The organism is Pseudoalteromonas sp. 20-MNA-CIBAN-0454, assembly GCF_040308685.1.
GTDB lineage: Bacteria > Pseudomonadota > Gammaproteobacteria > Enterobacterales > Alteromonadaceae > Pseudoalteromonas > Pseudoalteromonas nigrifaciens.
In genome coordinates, this window is record NZ_JBEOOB010000005.1 from 77584 (window position 1) to 101231 (window position 23648).

At 39.9% G+C, this 23648-nt stretch carries 17 protein-coding genes and 1 riboswitch; of the genes, 7 read left to right on the forward strand and 10 right to left on the reverse strand.

Going from position 1 to position 23648, the window contains the following annotated elements; genetic code table 11:
- Positions 1–329 precede the first annotated feature (329 nt).
- Positions 330–1850, forward strand: coding sequence for a S10 family peptidase (locus AAEZ22_RS03810; RefSeq protein WP_011328917.1), 1521 nt, complete (start codon positions 330–332; stop codon positions 1848–1850).
- A 60-nt stretch (positions 1851–1910) separates the two neighbouring features.
- Here the strand turns inward: AAEZ22_RS03810 and AAEZ22_RS03815 are convergent, their stop codons facing one another.
- The gene (locus tag AAEZ22_RS03815) at positions 1911–3431 is read right to left on the reverse strand and encodes a CYTH and CHAD domain-containing protein (RefSeq protein WP_182677829.1); all 1521 of its coding nucleotides are present in this window, start codon (positions 3429–3431) and stop codon (positions 1911–1913) included.
- A 216-nt stretch (positions 3432–3647) separates the two neighbouring features.
- Here AAEZ22_RS03815 and AAEZ22_RS03820 point away from each other — a divergent pair, with 216 nt between their 5' ends.
- Positions 3648–4253 (forward strand): TIGR04211 family SH3 domain-containing protein, encoded by a 606-nt coding sequence (locus tag AAEZ22_RS03820; protein ID WP_011328919.1) that lies wholly within the window; start codon positions 3648–3650, stop codon positions 4251–4253.
- Between the two features lie 67 nt (positions 4254–4320).
- Here the strand turns inward: AAEZ22_RS03820 and AAEZ22_RS03825 are convergent, their stop codons facing one another.
- Positions 4321–4803, reverse strand: coding sequence for a winged helix-turn-helix transcriptional regulator (locus AAEZ22_RS03825; RefSeq protein ID WP_011328920.1), 483 nt, complete (start codon positions 4801–4803; stop codon positions 4321–4323).
- Between the two features lie 169 nt (positions 4804–4972).
- Between AAEZ22_RS03825 and putA the strand changes: the two genes are divergently transcribed.
- Positions 4973–8776 carry a bifunctional proline dehydrogenase/L-glutamate gamma-semialdehyde dehydrogenase PutA gene (putA, locus tag AAEZ22_RS03830; protein ID WP_179808038.1) on the forward strand — a complete coding sequence of 1268 codons (3804 nt, stop codon included), beginning with the start codon at positions 4973–4975 and terminating at the stop codon, positions 8774–8776.
- A 120-nt stretch (positions 8777–8896) separates the two neighbouring features.
- Complete coding sequence (locus tag AAEZ22_RS03835; protein ID WP_182677831.1) at positions 8897–10090, forward strand: cyclic di-GMP phosphodiesterase; 1194 nt, start codon at positions 8897–8899, stop codon at positions 10088–10090.
- A 7-nt stretch (positions 10091–10097) separates the two neighbouring features.
- Here the strand turns inward: AAEZ22_RS03835 and AAEZ22_RS03840 are convergent, their stop codons facing one another.
- The 6 genes from AAEZ22_RS03840 to AAEZ22_RS03865 form a co-directional block, all read right to left on the reverse strand.
- Positions 10098–11213: a general secretion pathway protein GspB gene (locus tag AAEZ22_RS03840; protein WP_182677833.1), complete on the reverse strand. Its 1116-nt coding sequence runs from the start codon at positions 11211–11213 to the stop codon at positions 10098–10100.
- Positions 11214–11224: 11 nt separating this feature from the next.
- Positions 11225–12142, reverse strand: a complete 918-nt coding sequence (locus tag AAEZ22_RS03845) for an ExeA family protein (RefSeq protein ID WP_089368647.1) — start codon at positions 12140–12142, stop codon at positions 11225–11227.
- A gap of 147 nt (positions 12143–12289) precedes the next feature.
- Positions 12290–12805 (reverse strand): Lcl C-terminal domain-containing protein, encoded by a 516-nt coding sequence (locus AAEZ22_RS03850; protein ID WP_089368648.1) that lies wholly within the window; start codon positions 12803–12805, stop codon positions 12290–12292.
- Positions 12806–12814: 9 nt separating this feature from the next.
- Positions 12815–14476, reverse strand: coding sequence for an Lcl C-terminal domain-containing protein (locus AAEZ22_RS03855; RefSeq protein WP_182677835.1), 1662 nt, complete (start codon positions 14474–14476; stop codon positions 12815–12817).
- A 67-nt stretch (positions 14477–14543) separates the two neighbouring features.
- Complete coding sequence (locus AAEZ22_RS03860; RefSeq protein ID WP_011328927.1) at positions 14544–14876, reverse strand: hypothetical protein; 333 nt, start codon at positions 14874–14876, stop codon at positions 14544–14546.
- 21 nt (positions 14877–14897) lie between these two features.
- Positions 14898–15605: a DUF2982 domain-containing protein gene (locus AAEZ22_RS03865; protein WP_182677837.1), complete on the reverse strand. Its 708-nt coding sequence runs from the start codon at positions 15603–15605 to the stop codon at positions 14898–14900.
- Positions 15606–15849: 244 nt separating this feature from the next.
- Between AAEZ22_RS03865 and AAEZ22_RS03870 the strand changes: the two genes are divergently transcribed.
- The 3 genes from AAEZ22_RS03870 to msrA all read left to right on the forward strand — a co-directional run bounded on the left by AAEZ22_RS03870 (position 15850) and on the right by msrA (position 20628).
- Positions 15850–16902, forward strand: a complete 1053-nt coding sequence (locus AAEZ22_RS03870) for an efflux RND transporter periplasmic adaptor subunit (RefSeq protein ID WP_089368651.1) — start codon at positions 15850–15852, stop codon at positions 16900–16902.
- 3 nt (positions 16903–16905) lie between these two features.
- Complete coding sequence (locus tag AAEZ22_RS03875; RefSeq protein ID WP_352296223.1) at positions 16906–20004, forward strand: efflux RND transporter permease subunit; 3099 nt, start codon at positions 16906–16908, stop codon at positions 20002–20004.
- Positions 20005–20091: 87 nt separating this feature from the next.
- Positions 20092–20628 carry a peptide-methionine (S)-S-oxide reductase MsrA gene (gene msrA, locus AAEZ22_RS03880; RefSeq protein ID WP_309216398.1) on the forward strand — a complete coding sequence of 179 codons (537 nt, stop codon included), beginning with the start codon at positions 20092–20094 and terminating at the stop codon, positions 20626–20628.
- A gap of 107 nt (positions 20629–20735) precedes the next feature.
- Here the strand turns inward: msrA and AAEZ22_RS03885 are convergent, their stop codons facing one another.
- Entirely contained in the window at positions 20736–22565 is a 1830-nt protein-coding gene (locus tag AAEZ22_RS03885) for a TonB-dependent receptor domain-containing protein (protein ID WP_350549733.1), read from the reverse strand.
- Between the two features lie 37 nt (positions 22566–22602).
- A riboswitch (cobalamin riboswitch) is annotated at positions 22603–22767 on the reverse strand.
- A gap of 250 nt (positions 22768–23017) precedes the next feature.
- On the reverse strand, positions 23018–23500 hold the full coding sequence (locus tag AAEZ22_RS03890; protein WP_011328934.1) for a YajQ family cyclic di-GMP-binding protein: 483 nt from the start codon (positions 23498–23500) through the stop codon (positions 23018–23020).
- Between the last annotated feature and the right edge of the window lie 148 nt (positions 23501–23648).

Genomic DNA, 23648 nt, shown 5'->3' on the forward strand with positions numbered 1-23648 from the left:
AAATTACTTGTTTTATAACCATATGTTCATCATAAATTTAAAGCCTTTAATGAGATTTTAAATTTATTAAAAAGCAAATTACACACCCTGTCGGTTTGCCACTATTTTTTTAAAGTAAATCTCACTTATTTAAGCTGCTATTTATAAATAGATGCGAATATACATTACTTTCATTACGATCGAAATAAAGAGCGATACAAAGCGTTAAAAGCTAAGTTTTTACACATTCTATTTACTCAACCACTATTATCGGCAACTAGTCTCAATACTTTTGTTTTTTTACTGAATATTTCTTTTAATAGAACATTAACAATAAAAAAGGGTCATTCATGAAGTTTAGCCAAAGTATTTTTTTACCTATTGCCGCCATTGCCTTAACACTTAGTAGTGCCTCCTTTGCCGATAATAACCAGCGTCGTATTGATATCGACAGCAAAGTGGTTACTGAGCACAAAGCAAAAATTAATAATCAGCGCTTTTCATATACGGTTGCAACCGGTACGCAACCTGTTTGGGATGACAAAGGCGATGCTATAGCAACCTTGCAATATACTTACTACACCCGCGATAAGGTAGATGACAGAGCAAAACGCCCTTTGCTTATTTCGTTTAATGGTGGCCCTGGCTCGGCATCGGTTTGGATGCACCTTGCTTATACTGGCCCTCGTGTATTAAAAATTGATGATGAAGGCTACCCTATTCAACCATATGGGGTTAAAGACAACCCTTACTCAGTGCTCGACATTGCCGATATTGTATATGTAAATCCGGTAAACACCGGCTACTCTCGCGTAGTTGAAGATAAAGACGGTAAATTACTCTCTAAAGCTGAACAAAAAGAGCAGTTTTTTGGCGTAAAAGCCGATATTAAGTACCTCGCTGAGTGGCTTAATACCTTTGTAAACAGAAACGAGCGCTGGCGCTCTCCTAAGTTTTTAATTGGCGAAAGCTACGGTACAACACGTGTATCGGGCCTTGCTCATGAACTGCAAAATAGCCAATGGATGTACATTAACGGCGTAGTATTGGTTTCACCAACCGATATTGGCATTAAGCGCGACGGCCCAATTAAAGCAGCTAACCGCCTGCCTTACTTTGCCGCTACAGCTTGGTATCACAAAGCATTAAATGCCAACTTACAAGCTAAAGACCTAGACGAGTTACTGCCTGAAGTTGAGCAGTTTACAATTAACGAACTGATCCCCGCACTGGCTAAAGGCGGCTTTATTGCAGATGATGAAAAGCGCCGCATAATTAAAAAAATGGCGCAATATGCTGGGCTTTCTGAAACCTTTGTAGAGCAAAATAACTTAGATATTCCAACGCAGTTTTTTTGGAAAGAGCTATTACGTGATCGCGGCCAAATGGTAGGACGCTTAGACTCGCGTTATTTAGGTATTGATAAACGCGATGCGGGCGAGTCGCCTGATTACTGGGCAGAACTCACGTCGTGGTTACACTCTTTCACACCCGCTATTAATCATTACTTACGTGAAGAGCTAAATTATAAAACAGATATTAAATATAACCTGTTTGGTAATGTGCACCCATGGGATAGAAGCGGTAATAACACCGGCGAAAACTTGCGTTTAGCTATGGCGCAAAACCCGTATTTAAAGGTAATGATTCAATCGGGTTATTATGACGGTGCAACTAACTACTTTGATGCTAAATATACGTTATGGCAGTTAGACCCAAGTGGCAAAATGCAAGACCGCTTAAGCTTTAAAGGCTACAGAAGCGGACATATGATGTACTTACGCCATGCGGATTTAGAGAGCTCTAATACCGACTTACGTGAGTTTATAAAGGCGGCATTACCTAAAGAAGGCCAAGCTGCTAAATACTAATCAGCAAATATAAAAAAAGGCTCATAATGAGCCTTTTTTATTTAATCATATTCTGTAAATCTAAAGCCAATAAGGCTTTATATCGAACGAAGCCAATCTACTTTGCTCCATTGCACTTACCAAATATTCTGTCTTTTGTGCTAGCCATGTTTGAATTTTAGCTAGCTTTTCATCTTCTTGACCACCGCAAAGCTGCTTTAAATAGTCAAGGGTACTAAGCTCGTACATACCATGAGAAATATCAAGCCAAGGGAGTCTAAACTCTAAGCGCTCTTCTTTATCAAATAACGCACCTAAACAATTACCACTTAGTAAACTGTTCTCTAATTGTGTGCGTATATTAAGGTAATCATTCGCGGTTAAAGTTTGTTCTTTAGGTAACAGCTTATGCAAATTTCGCCAATCTTTATCAAACAAACGGTTAGCAATGCTGGCTACCGATTGGTCAGCGTTTTGTAATTGCTTTTGATCCCAAAACTTGCGCCATTGTTTGTCTATTAACCAGGTTGTTAACGACAGTATTAAACGATTATAGCGTGCACTATGAAACAGCGCATAAATGTCGTCAATGCTAGGCTGTAGCTCTTTTAGGTCATTAATAACTTGTGTTAATGCCGGTGCGTTGTTTATTTTTTTATAAAAAGCGTGGCGTTTTGAAGTATAGGTTTTTAATTGAATTGCATTTTCAACCCACGCTAACTCGCTGAGTAACCACTTTAGTTCGTTGCGTAAATGCTCAGTACTTTCTTTGCTAACAATGTCGTCAAACAACCAAAAGTTATGACGAATTAAGCTTATACCGTCGGTTACTCGCTTTAATGTTTTTAAACTTGGCTTATCGAAATAACATTGTTCGTGCTTTTGCACAAAACGAATACCAAAACCCATAGCCTCTATTAATGCTTGCTCTTGGGTTACTTGCCCTTTGAGTTTAACAAACCCAATAGATTTACTTGGTTGCAGTGGCGTGTCGTCAGCAAGGCGATACCCTCTTGCGGCCTTTGAATACAAACCTAAGCGAATACAGTTTTGGCTTACTAATTTATCGGCTAGCGCAAATAATTCATTACGGCTGCCCTCAACAAGTTCAATTTCAAGCTCGCTGATCACCTCAACTTTACCCGCTGCGGCAATTTCACCTTTATCAAGCACTACTTCAATTTTTGCACCGTTTTGAGTCTCAATTAACCAAGTACGGCGAATAAAGTTAGTACTAAAAATTGGATGTATATTTTCTGCAATAACATTGGCTTGCATGCCATGAGGCCAAATAGAGGGGTCAAATGCCATTATATCTGGACGATTAGACTCTATTGGTAAGTTAAATTCAGGGCGTTGATGTAAGCCCCCAACAACCTCACCGGCGAGTTTAATTGTTTGCTCACATTTATCATCAGCACAACGCGTTCTATAGCCAATATCAAGGGCTCTAAGCTCACGGCTTGGCGTATCATAATAAGCATTTTGTAAACTTCGAGATGGCTTATTAGTAACTGTTTTTGCAAATTGTGTAATTAATGAGGGGATCAGTGGAATGACGGCATCTGATACCAAAAATTTTAGTTCTATCTCAGTATCCATTAGTTATGCGGATTACCCTTAAAATTAATAAGTGGTCAAAATAAACAAAGCCGCCCCATATTGCAAATATTTTAGTCAAAATGGGCCGCTAATAAAATAACACCGGTTACAATATCAACCTTGCTATTGCGCTATTTAATCCATATTATCGCTATACTTATGTGAAATATAAAATCACGTTCTAAACGGACACGGTTAGATTAACAAGGTAAATAAATGCTAAAACACTGTTTATTATGGCTGTTTTTAACAGCCTCAACATTTGCGAGCCAAGCAGAAGAAGCTCAAACAGCAGCCCCCACCAATGCAAAAACAGCTTATATAATTGACAATCTTTATACGTTTATGCGCTCTGGTGCGAGCAAAAACTATCGTTTACTCGGCTCTATTGATGCAGGCACACAACTGACCTTATTATCGAGTGAAGAAAACGGTTTTTTAAAAGTTAAGGATGATAAAGATCGTGAAGGTTGGGTTGAAGCTAAATACATCACACAAACAGCTGGCTTACATAAGCAGTACCAAACGTTAAGTGATGAAATGAGCTCAATACAAAATGAACTGCGCCAAGCACAAGTTGAATTACCACAGTTGCAAGAGCAAAACGTGCAGTTAACAAACCAAAACAAACAATTGTTTACACAAATAACTCAATTAAAAACCACGCTTGAGCAAGAGCGCACTTTAAAGCAAGCTACTAGCTCTAAAGAAAAGCGCCAATTACTTACTTATGGCGGTGCTATTGCATTTTTAGGATTGTTTTTAGGTATTATATTAACGATTGTGTTGTCTCGCCGTAAGCGCTACCAAGGCTGGGCATAATACGACTACTTAATTAGTCGCATAAAAAAAGCATCATTAGATGCTTTTTTTATGCCTGCAATTTATATTACAAATCTAGGCGCAGACCCGGATCTTGTTTTATTTTTTCAATTACCATGTAGGTGTGGTGCGTCCCCACTCCTGGAATATCAACTAAGTCGCCAAGCACTTGCCTGTACTCGTCCATGTTTGATACCCTGATCTTCAGCAAGTAGTCGTAGCCACCAGCAACCATGTCGCACTCCACTACTTGCCTAATTTTTAAAATGTGTTCTCTAAACACTTTAAATACCGCGGTATTTGAAGTCACCAACGACACTTGTACATGTGCAACTAAGCTTTGATTAAGCTTGGCTTCGCTAAGCTTAGCAACATAGCCTTCAATATAGCCTTCTTGCTCTAAACGCTTTACACGATCAAGACAAGGGCTGGGGCTTAAATTAACCTGCTTTGCGAGGTTAACATTTGAAATTCTGCCGTTCTGTTGCAGAACGTCTAAAATAGCTAAATCGATACGATCAAGCAGGCGTAATCTATTTGGACTCGTCATAACAGAACTTTATACGGATAAGTAGAAAATATGCCCTGTAAATTAGCGTAAAACGCCAAATTTAACCAGCATATTCTGCTGAATTTTAATTAGAATGCACGCCTTACACCAACGAATATTTAGTGGTAATTAATTTTACCTTAAGTTTTAACACTCCTGAGGGTTGCTTATGTTATTCAATAGCGATTTGACAACGACTTGTCCAATTCGACAAAAAATCCGTGACTTCTACCGCATCGACGAAAATGCGGTTATCGATCATATTTTACCACTTGCTGAAGTAGGTGTTAAAGCACGAAGTCGTGCCTGGGAAAGAGCTCGCCAAATTGTTTTAAATATTCGTAAAGACCAAGATGGTCAAAGCGGTGTTGATGCACTATTAAATGAGTTTTCACTCTCTAGTGAAGAAGGCGTAGTATTAATGTGCTTAGCCGAAGCCCTGCTTCGCGTACCAGACAAAGCAACTCAAGACACATTAATTCGTGACAAATTAGCAAAAGGCGACTGGAGCTCTCATTTAGGCAGCAGCGATTCGTTATTTGTTAACGCATCGTCTTGGGGTCTATTAGTAACCGGTAAAATGGTTAACTACACAGATAAAACCAAAGAACAGCAATTTGGTATGCTTAAAAAAACCATAGGTCGTTTAGGCGAGCCTGTTATTCGTAAATCAGTAAACTTTGCGATGAAAATTATGGGTAAGCAATTCGTTATGGGTCGTACCATTGACGAAGCAATAGTACGTGCTGCCGATAAAGAACAAAAAGGCTATGTATATTCATACGACATGCTAGGCGAAGGCGCGCGCACCATGAAAGATGCGCAGCGTTACTTTGACAGTTACATGAACGCGATTCATGCTATTGGTAAAGCGGCAAATGGCCGTGGCCCAATAAAAAGCCCAGGCATTTCAGTTAAGCTTTCTGCTATTCATCCTCGTTATGAGTTTACGCATAAAGAACGCGTAATGGCCGAGATTGTGCCTAAGCTTAAAGAGCTTGCGCTAGCAGCTAAACAATATGATATTGGCTTTACTGTTGACGCTGAGGAAGCAGACCGTCTAGATATTTCTTTAGATGTAATTGAAGCGGTATTTAGTGATGACGACCTAGCAGGTTGGAACGGCTTTGGTTTAGCGGTTCAAGCGTATCAAAAACGCGCTATATTTGTAATTGAATGGCTAACTGAACTTGCAACCCGTGTGGGTCGCAAAATGATGGTGCGTTTAGTTAAAGGCGCTTATTGGGACACTGAAATAAAAACCACACAACAAGATGGTTTAGAGCATTTTCCGGTATTTACTCGCAAAGCAACCACCGACGTGTCTTATAAAGCGTGTGCCATGAAAATGCTCGAAGCACGTGATGTACTTTACCCACAGTTTGCTACCCATAATGCCTACTCAGCAGCAACTATATTAGAAGTGGCTAAAGGTGATAACACCGGTTTTGAATTCCAACGTTTACACGGTATGGGCGAATCTTTATTTGACCAAATTGTTACCGAGGAAAAAATTCAGTGCCGCGTATACGCACCAGTGGGCCAACACGAAGACCTGCTGGCTTACTTAGTACGCCGTTTATTAGAAAATGGTGCTAACTCATCGTTTGTTAATGCCATTGTAGATACCACTAAGCCAGTTGAGTCACTATTACCTGACCCGGTAGAAACACTGCAAGGTTTACGTAATAAATACAATACGCAAATTAAAATGCCAATTGACTTATATGGCGCCGAGCGTGCCAATTCAAAAGGCATGGATTTAACCGATATAAACGTGATCACTCCGTTTAAAGAAAACCTTGATCTGTGGTTTAACGAGCACTTAATTGAGCCAAGCCAAGTACCTGAGGGCTCTGTGGCAGTTAAAAACCCGGCAAACCACAAAGAAGTAATTGGCCATATAAAACTGCAATCTAGCGATGAAATGCAAATTTTGCTAGCCAACGCAGAAAGCGCTTTTGAATCATGGTCACAAACATCGGTAAAAGAACGTGCTAATTTATTACGCCGTGTTGCCGATATTTTAGAGCGTCATCATGACGAACTAGTGGCTATTTGTATTAAAGAAGCCGGTAAAATAGCTAAAGATGGTATTGATGAAGTACGCGAAGCGGTTGATTTTTGTCGTTACTACGCAGCCCGCGCTGAAGAGCTATCGCAAGATGAGCGCTTTGAAGCTCGTGGTGTTATTTTATGTATTAGCCCATGGAACTTCCCGCTAGCTATTTTCTTAGGCCAAGTAGCCGCTGCCATTGTGACTGGTAATACCGTTATTGCAAAACCAGCTGAGCAAACCAGCCTAATTGCGCTGCGTGCCATTGAACTTATGCTGTCGGTAGGTTTACCAGAGCATGTTGTGCAAGCGGTAATAGCCCGCGGTAGTGACGTAGGTAAAACAATTGTTCCGGATGAACGCGTTCAAGCAATTATGTTTACTGGCTCGACTGAAACAGGCACGCTTATTTCACAAACACTCGCGGCGCGTAGCGATATTCAAGTACCGTTAATTGCTGAAACAGGCGGCCAAAACTGTATGATCGTTGACTCAACAGCACTCCCTGAGCAAGTGGTTGACGATGTAATTAGTTCTGGTTTTCAAAGTGCTGGGCAACGCTGTTCAGCGTTACGTGTATTGTTTATTCAAGAAGACGTTGCCGATGGCATAATCGAAATGCTTAAAGGTGCACTGGCTGAGTTACATATAGGCGACCCATCGTTACTATCTACTGACGTAGGCCCGGTAATTGATGAAAAAGCATTGAAAAGCTTAAATGATCACGTTGAGTACTTAAAAGGTAATGCGACATTACATTACGAGTGTAAAATTCCAGATAACACAGTAAATGGTGCGTACTTCTTTGCTCCTCGTTTATACGAAATAAAAGACTTATCGGTACTTAAGCGCGAAGTATTCGGCCCATGTGTACATGTTATACGCTTTAAATCGAGCGAACTAGACAGTGTTATGGATCAAATAAACAACACAGGTTACGGCTTAACTATGGGCGTGCATTCGCGCATTGAAGAGCGCTGTGAATACCTAGCTAAAATGTCGCGTGCAGGTAACGTATACGTTAACCGTAATATGATTGGCGCTATTGTTGGTGTGCAACCATTTGGTGGCCGTGGTTTATCTGGTACTGGTCCTAAAGCCGGTGGCCCTAACTACTTACAACGTTTAGTAAAAGAAAAAGCATCACCAGAAAACGTGCAAATGACCAATCTAACGCCAGACGAGCTGGATTTACACCACTACAGCGGTGCAAACGAGCAAGTAGAAAAGCTAATGATTAACTCTATGCGCGATGAAAAAATTTGGCGCTCAACACCACTAAACGACCGTGTCTCTGCGGTGCGTCAATTGCTTGCTAAAATAGCCACAGTTGAAATTATTGACGACTTAGCAGACGATTTAGCACTAACACTTGCCGATGCACGTGCACAACTTAATCGCTTAGAAAAGCACATGCGTAAATTTACTACATTACCAGGGCCAACGGGTGAGTCTAATACATTGCATCTTGAAGCACGTGGTTGTGTTGTATGTTACGCCGATAAGAGCACATCGTTTAACTTTTGGGCATTATCGATCATTACTGCAATTGCTGCGGGTAATACGGTAATTACCGTGGCCTCTGAAATATTTTATGAAGAAGCGGTTGCCTTTAGAGATAAATTTATTGCCACCGGTGTTGCCGAAGGCGTGTTCCAAGTAGCTAAACCAAATCAGTTACAAGCTATATTGGCACATCCGCACTTAGCCGGCGCTGTTGTTGCAGCGCGCTCTTCTCGCTTTGGTTATTTCAGCCAGCAGCTAGCGCAGCGTAAAGGTGCTATTTTGCCAGTGATCAGCTCTGAATATTACGATACGCTTATTAAACGTTTAGTAACTGAAAAAACCATCAGTATAGATACAACGGCATCGGGTGGTAATACATCGCTGATGACGCTTGTTGAAGATGATGAGTAACTAGTTTAGCACTAATTACTTATTCGTATGAAAAGGCACCTTAGGGTGCCTTTTTTACTATGTTAATTGTAATATTTTTGTTACTTTAACCAGTAGAATACTTATATGAAGTGAATTAAATTGAAAGTCATTCCAATTTCGCAGTTATTACCTGGCATGTTTGTACAAAGCGTAACAAAGCAAACCGGACGTATAAAAATAAAAAGCCAAGGCTGGGTTAAAACTCAAGCCGGTATCGATAAATTAAAAAATGTCGGTATTTTAGAAGTTGAAATAGATCCAGATAAAACCCTCATCGAATCAGTGCCTGAAAAAGATCCAGCTAAGACACCTTCCCCTATAGCAAAGCGCGATCCTTGGCAAAAAACGCACAGTGCCGAGCAAGAAATGGGCAAAGCTAAAAAGCTTTACGATGAAGCTAAATCACTACAAATTAAAGCATTTAAAGATATAAAAGCAGGTAAAAATATAGACATAGCGCCTTTTAGAGAGCTTGCTAGTGGTTTTATGGATTCGGTATTTAGAAATCAAGATGCACTTGCATGTCTTACTCAAATGCGCCAAAAAGATGCCTACCTGTTAGAGCACTCTATTAATGTTTCTATTTTAATTAGTATTTTTGCCAAGCATTTAAATATAGATAAAAATATAATTGAACAGCTAACTACTGGCGCGCTACTGCATGATATTGGCAAAATAAAAATTCCCGATGCAGTACTCAATAAGCCAGGACGTTTTACTGATGAAGAATTTACAATAATGAAAAATCATGCGCGCTTTAGTAAAGAAATTTTACAAGCTGCAGGGCTCAAAGGTATAGCTGTTGATATTGCCGGTATGCACCATGAACGCTTAGATGGTAAAGGCTATCCGTTTGGTAAAAAAGGCGATGAAATAAGCCAGTATGTGCGTATGGCGTCAATTGTTGACGTGTATGATGCACTCACTGCTGAGCGCGTTTATAAAGCGGGCATGGAGCCGATAAAAGCCTTTAAAATATTAAAAGAAGGTTGCCCTGATAGTTTTGATAGTGAGTTATTAACTAAATTTATTCAGTGTATCGGTATTCACCCGGTAGGCACACTGGTTAAGCTCTCGAGTCAAAAAGTGGGACTGGTGACACAGAGCAACCCTGCCAGCCCACTAAAGCCCGTTGTTAAAACTTTCTATAGTGCAAAGCATGGGCGCTACACCCAAGTGCAAGACATAGATTTAGCACATAAAAAAAGCCAAGATACGCTTGAGTCGGCAGTTAAAACTAACGAATACAATATTGACTTACAACGCTTTTATAAAAATTCAATTTTACCCTAATTAGCCGCTATTGCGGCCAATCTTGTAGCGCCTTTAAGCTAAATTCGTAGCCGTCAAAATCAAGTACGCTTTGCTCTGGTGTTATTTCTCGCACTGTTAATGCACCTATACTATCGCCCTCAAAAAGCTCGCGACCATTGAGCTTGATCCAACGCTTATCGAGTGCAGACGAATATATATGCGCCTGATATTTAAGTGGCGGTAACATGGCTTGTAATCCATCTGGCAACAGCTCTATTGGTTGCACGCGTGATGAGCTGCGCGTTGCTTGCGTTACTTCGTAGTTTTGTGTTTTTTCTGTATCTTGAATAGCTTGATCAAAAGCTGTTTCTAGTAATGTTGGGCTCTTTCCAAGCGCAGGTCTTTTAGTTTGTTGTGCTGTAGAGCCTTGCGAATCGAGCGGTTTACCAAGCACTTTATACTTACTTAAATCAAGCGATGCCGATGAAGGCATATTTGTTTGAGGTTGCTGCCCAGCTGCTTGTGTTGCCTGGTTATTCGTTTGATTGAAGCTAGGTTGATTATAATGTGGTTGTGAATATCCCTGCTGATTAATTGCGCCTTGCGCATACGTACCCTGAGCAAAACTATTTTGCGGATTTAGGTTTTGCTGGAGTGTGGCTTGATTTTCCATTATTGGAATATATTGCCCTTGCGGCGTAAGTAACATTTGTACAATACCACTTGGGGTTTGTACATATACTAACTGCCCTTGAATGGAAGTTGCTGTATTTACTGCGTCTGGCGGGGCCGTTTTTGGCGCTGATGGTTGCGCCGCTAATACAGCTATGTTTTGCTCTGCACTTTGTAATTTTGCTGTATTATCTATATCCGATTTGGTTGTTATTGTTGGTTCTTTATCGGCATTAGTATTTTTTAATATTGCTGTAGTGCTAACTTGCTCATTATTACTATTAAATGAGCTGTTTTGTAGCCATTTTCCACTAACAAAACCACCAGCAACACTAAAGCTAACCGCTAAGCTGCCACCAATCACAAACGCCAAGCGGCGGTATCGCACTAGAGACTGTTGTTGTTTAGCCTGCTGTGCCTGTAAGTCATACTGCTCGGCGCTTATATCGGCTTGTTGCGATTGCTTTAACGCATCTAATAAATAAGACATTAATCACCTAACTATAAAATAAATGAAAGCCCTAAGCCTGCTGCAAATAAAGCAACAAAAGCAGAGCAATATAGCCAATATGGCACGGTTTTAGGTGGCGTATTATTAGCCGCAATAAAATCGGGTGGTAATGATTCCTGAGCAGATTTTTTTATAATCTCGCTATCTATTGTTAATTGCTGTTTTGCAAATGCCCCTACTAACGCCCGCTCACACACTAAGTTCATTAATCGTGGCACGCCACCGGTAAGTTGATGAACGCTTTGCATTGCTTCCAACGAAAAAATACCTTTATCACAGCCTGCAATATGTAAACGATGCTTAATGTATGCCACCGTTTGTCCTTGTGTTAAAGGCAGTAAGTGATAGCGAGCTGTTATACGCTGTGCAAGCTGCCTTAACTCATTTCGTTTTAATAATACTTGCAGCTCAGGTTGCCCCACCAGCACTATTTGTAATAGCTTTTTATGATCGGTTTCTATGTTGGTTAGTAGGCGCAGTTGTTCTAGTACATCGGGAGCAAGTAACTGCGCTTCGTCAATAATAAGTATGGTATGCCCACCCGCTTTATTATTTGCTTCTAAGTGCTTTTTTATAACATCGGTAAGGCTTTTTAAACTCGCATTTTGTGCATCATAATTAATTTTAAGCTCATCACAAATACTCGCCAAGAGCTCAAGCTCTGATAATGCCGGATTATGGATCATCGCAACTTGAGTATTCTCTGGCAGTTTTTCTAGCATACTGCGAGTAATGGTTGTTTTACCGGTACCCACTTCGCCGGTTAATAATACAAAGCCGCCGTCTTCACCTAGTCCATAGGTAAGGTGCGCTAACGCTTCTTTATGTCGCTCACTTAAAAACAAATAATGGGGATTAGGCGAGATTGAAAAGGGTTTTTCATGCAAACCAAAATAGCTTAAATACACCTGAGTATTCCTTGGTAAATAAATCCCCTCCATAATGGCAAAAAAAGAGCCTTAGTGACAACACTCAGGCTCTTTTATTATTGAAATAACGTAAATTAATGTAAAAAGCACTGCTTTAAACTTAGCTGTGCATTTACTTATATTGGATTATTTTTCGTAACGCATTAAGCGCAAATAAACACTACTGGTTTTAGCGTGCAAACTATTTAATCCACTGTCAAACTGATATACCCAAGCAGAGTTAATCGTGTTTACACCTGAGGTATTGGTCCAATAGTTTTGTAGCTTTGTGCCCAAAAACACCGATTCGTTAATACTTGGCTCTGTACATCTGTGTTCAATAATACTTGCTAACTCTTTAATATTTGGTACTTGCCAGTCATTATAACTTGCCGTTGTATCGTTAACTGCGCCTCGCAATGCAGTTTGCCAGGTTAATGATGGTGTAGAGCCTTCGCATGTTGCTGTAGCATTGTTATACACTTGTCCGTAACTACAACGCTGCCACATTAAACCTGTTTTGCTATCTGACACTGTGCCATCGGGATTTATTGTAAATCGCTCTGTTGGTGTTGTTTGCGTAACAGAGTCATAACAAACCCCAGCTATTACGTTAAAGCTTAAACTCATTGCCGCAAATGTAGTTATTAATTTAAATTTCATATACTTCCCCTAACGGCTTCTAACTAAACGAACATAAGCAGTCTTACTTTTTGGATAAGCAAGGTCATTACCATCGCTCATATCTATAATATAAGCTTGCGATAAACTGGTACCATCAACCGCTGTTTGAGAGGTCCAATAACGCAAGTGACCCAGTAAACTAACCGCTGGCATATTAGGGAAAATACTCTCATCTATTAATACATTTTGCCCTTGCTTGCCGTAATCTACTAAGCTTAGTAACTCGGTGTAAGTAGGTACTCGCCAATTTGTGCCACCACAAAAATCTAACGCATTTACTTCTTGTATATAGCTTTGCAATCCGCAATCGGTATTACTTGGGCAACTAGAGTTGGCTGCGCCTCTTGCTCCGCCTACCTGAGGAATAGCAGATTCAGTAAGGTACCATGTGTAATGATTTTGCCCATCGCGTAATGTAGTGTTAGGTACCACACCTGACACAGGGCTTTTAACCTCCCACACTAAACCGGTTACGTTGTCGCGAATACAACTAAAATTTTGTGCGTCATCAGCCACTTCATCGGCAAACTCATTTAGTTTGGTGTAATCAAACGCTAAATTACCTTGCCCTACTTTGGCTAAACGATTCGCAAAGCTGTCTCGACCAAGTTCAGCATCTTGATTTGGAAAATCTTTACTAACACAGTTTATACGTTGAGTATTGTTGTAACACTCCCCTACACCTGTATCGTTTATTAACCCAAGCGCTTTAGGTGCAACATCTACAAATACACTATCGTTTGCGGTGCGCCCTTTTGAATCAGTAACCATTACTTCAAAGCTTAAAGTGGCGTTAGTGTCTATGTCTGAGGCATAAAAAGTAGTAATACATTGATTACTATTAGCTAATGTTTCCGCTTTGCCGGTTAGTTGTTGCCAGTCACATTTATAAGTACTGGTTGCGGCAGCGCTGTTACTTGCATCTAAGGTTACTTTATCAAACTCGTTAACTTGCTGATCAGCCCCGGCATTGGCAATAACAACTTGCGCTGTTTTATTTAAAGTCATGTCATATTCAGAGGTTGACTCTCCCCCTTCATCATCGGTAACCGTTAATGACCACTTTAAATTTGTATGGTTTTCAAGCAGTGGATGGCTAAAGCTTAAGGTAGAATTAGTAAAACTATTAATATTGAGGGCTGGTCCTGATATTAATTGCCACAAGTAGCTATTAATTTGACCATTTGTATCTGGATCTGTTGAGTCTGCTGCGCTTAGCGTTACGGTATCGTTATAAACCGATGGCAATACTTGCGGTGCTGTTTGAGTAATTACAGCTTGGGGTAATTGATTGTTTGAAGTAATAAAAATACTAATATCGTCATGTACTAAACCACCACCGGTTGTTTGATAGCTTACTCTGAGCACCAGTTCACTGTCTGCCTTTACATCTGGCGCGGTAATAGTTTGCACTGCACCATCGAGCGGAAATCCATCAACAATGGGGCCGCTTACGCGCTGCCAAGTAAACGTACCCTCGGTAGGTGAGCCTTTTGCAGTAATAGTAAAATCGGTTTTTTCAATAATTTGCAAATCGTTACCTGCAAATACTGAAGCTTGAGTGTTATCACCATCATCAGAGCTCCCCCCACCTCCGCATGCAACCAATAGCCCACACGACAATAACGGGATTAACGCAATTGCTCTCATACTAAGCACCTTTTTATATCAAAAAATAATTAATAATTATTTAAAGCAATAAAAGTGCCACTAAGTACTATAAATAACTATCTTGATGAATACGTACAAATAACTTAGTACCTATTTTACTGTAATCAACCTTGTATTCCCGCCCATCAAGGGCTTGAATAAATAACAATCGTTTTTCTTCGCCAAACACATCGGCGCTACCAACATAAACAACTTCTAAGTAACGCTCTTTTGCGTCACGGCGGTTTTTTGGCAGCTCTTCTTTAAATGGTTCTAAGCCATTTTGGGTCACTTTAATTCGAGGGTGGATTTCAGAATTAACAATGACTAAATCAAGTTTTTTGTCTTTATGTATTATGGTATTACGACCACTTTTTAAAAAAGCTCTTTCTTGGCTCATTATTATTCCTACTGCCGCGTTTTAATTACTTACTTGCGACGCTATAAATTTAAGGGGGTCGCGCTGCCATGCATTTAAGTTAGCACTAAATTCCCAAATATTTCTATCTAATACACTCGCTGGTAATAATAGCTCATAGCCTGTTAGTAACTGCAAATGCTTAGCCCTGTTGCCAAACATTGCTATTAACCCATTATAGCTAATTCCATTTTTAGATCTATATTGTGTATCCTCTACCAGCCATTCTGATGGGCAATCGCCATTTTTGCAATTCTTTTGAATTAGTTGCATAAATAAATGACGCTGCTCTATCAATAATTTCCCTGCGATTCTTGGGGCTAAACCCGTTAAAAACTCATCCATATCGTTTACCTTAATTCCTACCACGTTAAGCTCTAAGTGCTCAAGCCCTACTGCTATTTTGGGTATTCCGCTTGATTTAAAATTACTATGAGCTAAATGCCAAACACCATATTTGTGCTGATAAGTTAACTGCTCAGTGGTTAACACTAAGCTATAAAATGGCTCTTGGGTTTTAAAAAAACCAATTGTTATTGCTGCAATACACAAACTAACTAAAAAAATTTCTAGAATGCTAATTTCACCAGGGCGTAATAAATTAAACAGCATAATAAATAACAAACCAATCGCACCAACAATTAATACTTCTATGCCATGCTTAGCTCCCTGCGCACGATACTTAATTTGCATAGCGTTAAACTCATCCATATTGATAATAAACACTGTAAAAAATGAACATAATAATGCCCCACAATGCTATTTTTCTGAGCATTAAACATTTTTTGCACGGCGTATTTAACTTCATAAAATACCTTTTAAAGCTCAAGCATGAGTTTATTTAATTAATTATTATAACTTTTACGCTTAATTCACAAATTAATGGGACATAATACCGCCTTTTCTCGGTGTTATTTCGTACAATAGTTATAATTTATTTTTTGGTATTAAAGCAATGTACTCAAGACAATCAGGTAGAGCTCTTTTTCCATTTATTATTACGCTACTCGTAATATTTAGCGTTTATTTATATTTACCCGCTAGCCAAGGTGAACAAGCAGATTTTTCACAAATGGCCACGCAAGTGTCTGCTCACACTGTTACCTCGCAAGAAAATGCAGTAATGATTGAAGCTATTGGTAGCGCTCGCGCTAACCAAGCTGTATATATTACCAGCGCACAAAGTGATTACGTGACTAATATTTTCTTTGAAGATGGCGACCTAGTTAGCAAAGGCCAAAAGCTAGTACAACTGCAAAGCCAACAAGAACAAATTGCTGTAAAAGAGCTCAATATTAATTTACGCGAAGAAAAACGCCAACTCGATAGACTTACCGAACTTTCACGTTCTCAGTCAACAGCAAAATCGTTACTCGAAGAGCAATTATCACGAGTTGATGCCACCCAAGCACAATTAGAAAGTGCTAAAACCAAGCTAGCTGAAATGACCATTACCGCGCCATTTTCTGGCATGTTGGGAAAGCGTGAGATATCGATTGGTGCCTATGTAAATAACAGTTCAATTATTACCACCCTCGATGACATAAGTATCATTAAAGTAGACTTTAAAGTACCTGAAAAATATTTAGCGCAATTAGCTACCGGCATGAAAGTGCTCACTCAAAATGATGCTTATCCAGATCAAACCTTTATCGGTAAAGTAACGCATATTAGTTCGCGTATTGACTCGGTAACGCGTAGCGTAGAAGTAACCGCCAGCTTTGCAAATAATTCAGGTTTGCTTCGCCCTGGTATGCTACTTAAAACAGCGTTAGAGCTAAGTAGTAACCAAGCATTAATGGTTCCAGAAAAAGCAATTATTCCGCTACAAGACAAACATTACGTATTTCAAATTTTGGACGGTGTTGCTAATCGTGTTGAAGTGCATATTGCGGGCAGAAATAACGGCTGGGTTGCTGTTGATGAAGGCTTAACCGATGGTGAGCAAATTATAACTGAGGGGCTAATAAAAATTCGCTCTGGCAGTAAAGTTAGCGTGAAGGGATAACCCGTGAAAATTACCGATATTAGCGTTAAACGCCCTGTTTTTGCGATTGTAATAAATCTACTTTTACTCACCTTTGGGCTCGTTGCTTTTAGCATGCTGCCACTGCGTGAGTACCCTGATATTGAAACACCTATTGTTAATATTAGTACCGAATATACTGGTGCTTCTGCAGAGATTATAGAAACCAAAATAACCCAAGTCATCGAAAATCGTATATCGGGTATTGAAGGCATTAAAAGTATTAACTCATCGAGCCGTAATGGCCGCTCAAATATTACGATTGAGTTTGATATTAAGCGCGATATAGATGCTGCATCTAACGATGTGCGTGAACGTGTTGCCCGCGCCGCAGATAGCCTACCTGAACAAGTTCGCCCGCCTGAGGTGTCTAAGTCTAACAGCGATGAAAGCCCTATTGTATGGTTTGTGCTAAACAGCGAAACCATGAACTCAATGCAATTATCTGATTACGCACAGCGTTTTATTGTTGATCGCCTAGCCGTAGTTGATGGTGTGTCTAACGTACGCATTGGTGGTGAGCGAAAATACGCCATGAAAATTTGGCTAAACCGCCAAGCAATGGCTGCTCGCGGTATTACTGCGAGCGATATAGAACAAACACTACGCACCGAAAACGTAGAGTTACCCGCTGGCGAAATTGAATCGGTTGACCGTGACTTTACTGTACGTACTGCCCGCAGTTATAAAGATCAGCGCGACTTTCAAAACCTAGTAATAAAACGCGGTGATGATGGTTACCTAGTACGCTTAAGTGAAGTGGCTGATGTACAACTCGAAGCCGCCGATGACGAGAGTTTATTTCGGGGTAATGGCCGCAATATGATTGGTTTAGGCATTGTAAAGCAAGCTAAAGCCAACACCTTAACTGTGGTTGATAACGCCCGCGCCGAACTTGAAAAAATAAAACGTAACCTACCCGAAGGAACCACTATAGAGGATAGTTACGACTCATCTATTTTTATAAAAGAATCGATTAATGAGGTATACAGCACCCTTGCTATTTCTATGGGCTTAGTTGTATTAATTATTTTTATATTTTTAGGTAATATTCGTGCCACCTTAATCCCTGCAGTTACTGTGCCGGTGGCGTTAGTGGGTAGTTTTATGTTTTTACTCGCTATGGGTTATTCCATTAACTTACTTACTTTACTTGCACTGGTACTAGCAATCGGCTTAGTGGTTGATGATGCCATTGTTATGTTAGAAAACATTCATCGCCGCATAGAGCTTGGCGAGCCACCTTTATTGGCCGCTTATAGAGGCGCGCGCGAAGTGGGCTTTGCAATTATTGCTACCACTTTAGTGCTTATTTCGGTATTTGTACCCTTAGTATTTATGGATGGCCGTATTGGTGCTTTATTTACTGAATTTGCTATGGCGGTAAGTGCCGCAGTATTTTTCTCAAGTATTACAGCACTTACTCTTTCACCTGCGTTATGTTCTAAAGTATTAAAAGCCTCTGAAAAAGAAAGTAAATTTAGCCAGTCGATGAACCGCTTTTTTGCTAAGGTAGAGCTTAGTTACCGTAACTCACTTGCCTCTAACATGACCCGTAAATGGGGCTTAATGATCAGCTTATTATTAGCTGGCTTTGTAAGTTATTCATTATTTACTCAAATACCCTCTGAGCTAACACCTAAAGAAGACCGTGGTACCTTTTTTGTTATGATGAGTGGCCCTGAAGGCGCCAGTTATGAGAACAATGCCGCTAACATGAGTAAAATTGAAGATCGCTTAATGCCTTACTCTGAATCTGGTGAGCTAAGCCGCGTACTCGTGCGCGTACCAGGCTGGGGCGGCAGTGGCGGTGTAGCAATTGTAGGTATGGCCGATTGGGACAAACGCCAACGTTCTACCTGGGAAATAATGGACGAAATAAGCACTAAACTGCAGGAAGTTACCGACGTGCGAGCCTTTGCTATTATGCGCCGAGGCATTGGCGGCGGTGGTTCATCACGCCCAATCGAGTTTGTACTACAAGGTAACGATTACGCACAACTAGCCGATTGGCGCGACCGTATTATAGAGCGCGCTGAGAAAAATCCAGGACTGGTTAGAATCGATCATGATTACAAAGAAACATTCCCACAGTTTTTAGTCAGCATAGATAAAAACAAAGCGGCCGATTTAGGTATTTCTGTATCTGATGTAGGGCGTACACTCGAAACCATGCTAGGTCAGCGTCGTGTTACTACTTTTATAGATCGCGGCGAAGAGTACGACGTTATTTTAAAAGGCACTAAAGAAGACTTTGCCAACCCTACTGATATATCAAACATTTATCTTAAATCACGCAGTGGCGAGCTAGTCCCGCTTGATAGTTTAATTAGCTTAAAAGAAGAAGCTACCGCATCGCGCTTAAACCGCTACAACCGTATGCGTGCAATTACCTTAAGCGCCAACTTAGCCGATGGTTATACACTTGAGCAAGCACTTAACTTTTTAAACAAAGTGGCCATGGAAGAAAACAACATAGATGGCGCGATTGACTACAAAGGCGAATCGCAGTTGTTTTATGAAGGTGCTTCGGCCATGACCTACGTGTTTATTTTAGCACTTACGGTTACCTTTTTAGTACTAGCGGCACAGTTTGAAAGCTTTATGCACCCATTTGTAATAATGCTTACCGTACCCCTTGGCTTAATGGGTGCTATGTTTGGCTTGTGGGCCACAGGACTTACGCTCAATATTTACAGCCAAATAGGTATTGTGATGCTCATAGGGTTAAGTGCTAAAAACGGCATATTAATTGTTGAGTTTACTAACCAACTACGCGACAAAGGCGTAGAGTTTAGCGAAGCTATTTTACAAGCCGCTACGCAGCGCCTACGCCCTATTATTATGACCTCATTAACCACTGTAATGAGTGCGGTACCTCTGGTTTTAGCCTCGGGCCCGGGTGCAGAAAGCCGTATGGTAATTGGTGTTGTAGTGTTTACCGGTGTTGTTGTATCAACCCTACTGACTCTGTTTGTAGTACCTGCTGCTTACTATGCACTTGCGCGCAATACACAGTCACCTGAGTTTTTGCAGCAAAAACTTGATAAACAAGCCGCTAAAAAGCCATTCGAAGAGATCTAACCTCCTAATAGCGTCGTAACCTTGTTGTTACGACGCTTTAGACTTATGCTCTGCATAATCTAAACTTACAGCTATTTTGGAGTATTTATGAGTTCAACAACGCAAGTCGCTACCTTTGGTGGCGGCTGTTTTTGGTGTATAGATGCAGCATTTAGACGTGTAAATGGCGTATTAGATGTAAGTTCTGGCTATACCGGTGGCGAAACCGACACCCCAACCTATAATTCTGTATGCTCTGGCACAACCGGGCACGCTGAGGTTGTTAAAGTTGAATTTGACACCACTGTAGTTAGCTTTGAAACACTGCTAGCAATGTTTTTCACTTTGCATGATGCAACACAATTAAATCGCCAAGGTAACGATATAGGCACACAGTATAGAAGTGTTGTTTACTATCACGATGAGGCTCAACTAAAGCAAACCAATGAAATGATAGCTCAACTGCAAAGCCATGTGAGTGAGCCAATTGTGACAGAAGTCAGCCCTGCCACTACGTATTATCCAGCAGAGCATTATCATCAAGATTACTATAACGAAAACCCACAGCAGGGTTACTGTAGTATTTTAATAGCACCTAAATTACATAAGTTTGAAACCGTATTTAAAGAGTTTTTAACTGACTAGCTAAGTTTAACTACTCAGTAGAAAGCCCGATTTAAATCGGGCTTTTGTATTTTCAGCTTAATTTAATAATCTTTATCTATTAAAGGCATTAAAAGCATTAAAGACGGCTAAAACTGGTAGCTTGCGCCCGCAAAAAAGCGACGCTCTGGTGTGTTGTAGTAATATACTTCACCCGTTATAGAATCAGTGCTTGAGTCAACCACGTTATACTCTTTATCAAATAAGTTTTCTACACGAAGCGAAACCTCAATGTGTTCATTTACTTGATAATTACCCGCTAAGTTCCAAAGCGTGTATGAGCCTAAACGCGTCACAGCACCTTGTCGGTCACTACGATATTGCATGTCTAAGCTCGCATCAAACGCACCAAACTGTTTTGCAAGTTCCCAATTAAATGTACGTTTAGCAACATTACGTAACTCTGCGCCCGTTTCTTCGTCTTCTGCACTTAAATAAGCAAAGTTAAGATTACTATCGAAACCCAAAATTTGTTGTGACAGGCTAAACTCAACCCCTTCGTAGCGTGCTTCATTTAAGTTGATAGGAAAAAAGTTAGAATCCAAAGAGATTTTATCTTCAATATCATTTCTAAAAATAGCAACATCAACACTTGCTATATCAAAATCTACATTTAACCCAATCTCTCGGTTTAATGATTTTTCAGGCTCTAAATCAGGATTAGATGAAGGTGGAAAACCAGGAAAAGCCGGAAAGTATAAATCGTTAAATGTAGGTGCTTTAAAACCAGTGCTTTGACTTATTCTAAAGGTTGCGTCTTCAGATAAATGATAGCCAGCTGCTGCAGTGTAAGTCGTTTCGTCACCAAACTGTTCATCATCGTCTTGACGCACAGTTAAATTAGCTAACACTTTCTCTGTATTATAATAAGCACCAACAAATACAGCTAATACATCACGCTCTTGTACACCATACTGCGTTGTACTACGAGATACATCATCGTTGTACCAGTTAACGCCGCCGCTAATATTAAGCTCTTCAGATAATGTATATTGACCGTTATAATCCAATTGCACACGTTTCGTTATAAAATCATTTACACCAAATGCTGAGGTATCGTGTGAATCATCTGTTGAAATAGCAATATCAATACTGTGCGATTGGTTAGTGTAGTTTTTATTCCAACCTGCAGAAAGCTGATAGTTTTTAAAATCACCTGTTTCTACAGTACTTGTGGCTGGGCTGAAACGATTGTCGTAATCTACATAGCCTTCACTGTATTGGCCTAATAACTTAAAGTTGCCGTAGCGTGCATCGGTATAATTTACTTTAAAACCAAGATTCTTATTTTCATAGCCATCTTCATCTGGTGCTACACCTTGGAGTACATCAAAACCATCAGTTTTTTCAAAACCTGCGTTAAACGCAGTAGTAACATCGCCTGATTTTACAGAGCCAGCCACCTGATAATCTTGATAAGAATCAGAACCAAACGTAGCACTCACAGATAAGTTATCTGACTCACGCGTGATAATATTAATTACGCCCGCGAGTGCGTCAGAGCCATAAATAGCCGCGCGAGAGCCTTTAATAATTTCAATGCGTTCAATACTATTTAAAGGGACATTATTTAGTGCTTTTTGTCCAAGTGTTGCAGACCCTGTACGTACACCGTCAATCAAAATCAACGCATCGCCAGAGCCAGTACCACGAAGTGACACACCTGTACTTTGACCAAAACCACCGTTTGGATTAACCTGAAAACCAACTTGTTTACTTAATAGCGTTGGTAAATCGCGTACGTTGCTTGCTTCTATTTCTGCACGCTCGATAACATTTACACTTGCTAAAACGTCATTGATTGATTGCTCAAATTTATTAGCTGTAACGGTTATTTTTTCAATTGATTGCTCTGCGCCAGACACAGAAAATGAAAGCGCGGCAGAAATTGCAACGCCAAGTGCTGATTTATTTAACATGATGTCCCCTACCTTTGCCCACCGCAAAGATGTTAATAAGTAAGATTACTTCAAGGCCGGTCTCCGGACTCAGTCAACACTATAATAGCTGCTAATACTTTACCGTTGCGGGGGCAGTGTTGGGGTTGTTATCGTCTTGAAAACGCACCAACTTCCCGATTATCTTGCTGTTAATTTCAATACTTTGAAACGTATACAAAGGTATTAAGCAAGCACCTTGAAAATAGGTCGCTATTGTGAGTATTTTGTTTACAAATGTCAATAGACGTCTATATAGCCAAAGTTTGATTTTTAACGATATAAACCCTCAACAATCACTTTAAAAGAGTTAAATTACATATCAAGCTACTAATAGCAAAAAAGCCAAACTTCATTGCTGTAGCTTGGCTTTTTTAACACAAATTTTTTAAAAATTAGTCTCCTAATCTCTATAATATCTGTAATCTGTTTTATTAATCGCGGAAGTTTTTAAACTGAAATGGCTGGCCTAAATCGGCGCTACGTACTACTTGCATAGCTTCTTGAAGATCATCTCGCTTTTTACCTGTTACGCGTACTTCTTCACCTTGAATGGCGGCTTGTACTTTAACTTTTGAATCTTTAATGGCTTTAACTATTTTTTTAGCCATCTCTTTTTCAATACCTTGCTTTAAACCAACGTTACGAAAAACATTTTTACCCGCTCGGCTAATATCTTGCAATTCAAGGCTTGATACATCCATACCACGCTTAGAAATTTTACTCGCTAAAATATCAAATAATTGTATAACCTGAGAGTCAGCTTCGGCTTTAAGCTTAATTACTTTATCATTTAGCTCAATCGATGCATCAACTCCCCTAAAGTCAAAGCGAGTTTCTAGTTCACGGTTTGCATTATCAACTGCGTTTTTAGCTTCGTTCATTTCTACTTCAGATACAATATCAAATGAAGGCATTGATTTCTCCTAACTATTTTATCTTAATTTTATACTTAATTTATTAAAGCGATTATAACGCTAAAACTATAAATCTTTACACTTTTATGCATCTTGTTCAGGTGCGATACTAAATTAGTTTGATATACTACGGTTTCTTTTTTAAGCG

Bases quoted from the DNA above. Each gene is read 5' to 3' on its own strand.
- AAEZ22_RS03810 (WP_011328917.1), top strand. From the start codon at position 330: ATGAAGTTTAGCCAAAGTATTTTTTTACCTATTGCCGCCATTGCCTTA.
- putA (WP_179808038.1), top strand. From the start codon at position 4,973: ATGTTATTCAATAGCGATTTGACAACGACTTGTCCAATTCGACAAAAA.
- AAEZ22_RS03850 (WP_089368648.1), bottom strand. From the start codon at position 12,805: ATGAAATTTAAATTAATAACTACATTTGCGGCAATGAGTTTAAGCTTT.
- AAEZ22_RS03815 (WP_182677829.1), bottom strand. From the start codon at position 3,431: ATGGATACTGAGATAGAACTAAAATTTTTGGTATCAGATGCCGTCATT.
- AAEZ22_RS03860 (WP_011328927.1), bottom strand. From the start codon at position 14,876: ATGAGCCAAGAAAGAGCTTTTTTAAAAAGTGGTCGTAATACCATAATA.
- AAEZ22_RS03820 (WP_011328919.1), top strand. From the start codon at position 3,648: ATGCTAAAACACTGTTTATTATGGCTGTTTTTAACAGCCTCAACATTT.
- AAEZ22_RS03840 (WP_182677833.1), bottom strand. From the start codon at position 11,213: ATGTCTTATTTATTAGATGCGTTAAAGCAATCGCAACAAGCCGATATA.
- AAEZ22_RS03890 (WP_011328934.1), bottom strand. From the start codon at position 23,500: ATGCCTTCATTTGATATTGTATCTGAAGTAGAAATGAACGAAGCTAAA.
- AAEZ22_RS03865 (WP_182677837.1), bottom strand. From the start codon at position 15,605: ATGGATGAGTTTAACGCTATGCAAATTAAGTATCGTGCGCAGGGAGCT.
- msrA (WP_309216398.1), top strand. From the start codon at position 20,092: ATGAGTTCAACAACGCAAGTCGCTACCTTTGGTGGCGGCTGTTTTTGG.
- AAEZ22_RS03870 (WP_089368651.1), top strand. From the start codon at position 15,850: ATGTACTCAAGACAATCAGGTAGAGCTCTTTTTCCATTTATTATTACG.
- AAEZ22_RS03855 (WP_182677835.1), bottom strand. From the start codon at position 14,476: ATGAGAGCAATTGCGTTAATCCCGTTATTGTCGTGTGGGCTATTGGTT.
- AAEZ22_RS03885 (WP_350549733.1), bottom strand. From the start codon at position 22,565: ATGTTAAATAAATCAGCACTTGGCGTTGCAATTTCTGCCGCGCTTTCA.
- AAEZ22_RS03825 (WP_011328920.1), bottom strand. From the start codon at position 4,803: ATGACGAGTCCAAATAGATTACGCCTGCTTGATCGTATCGATTTAGCT.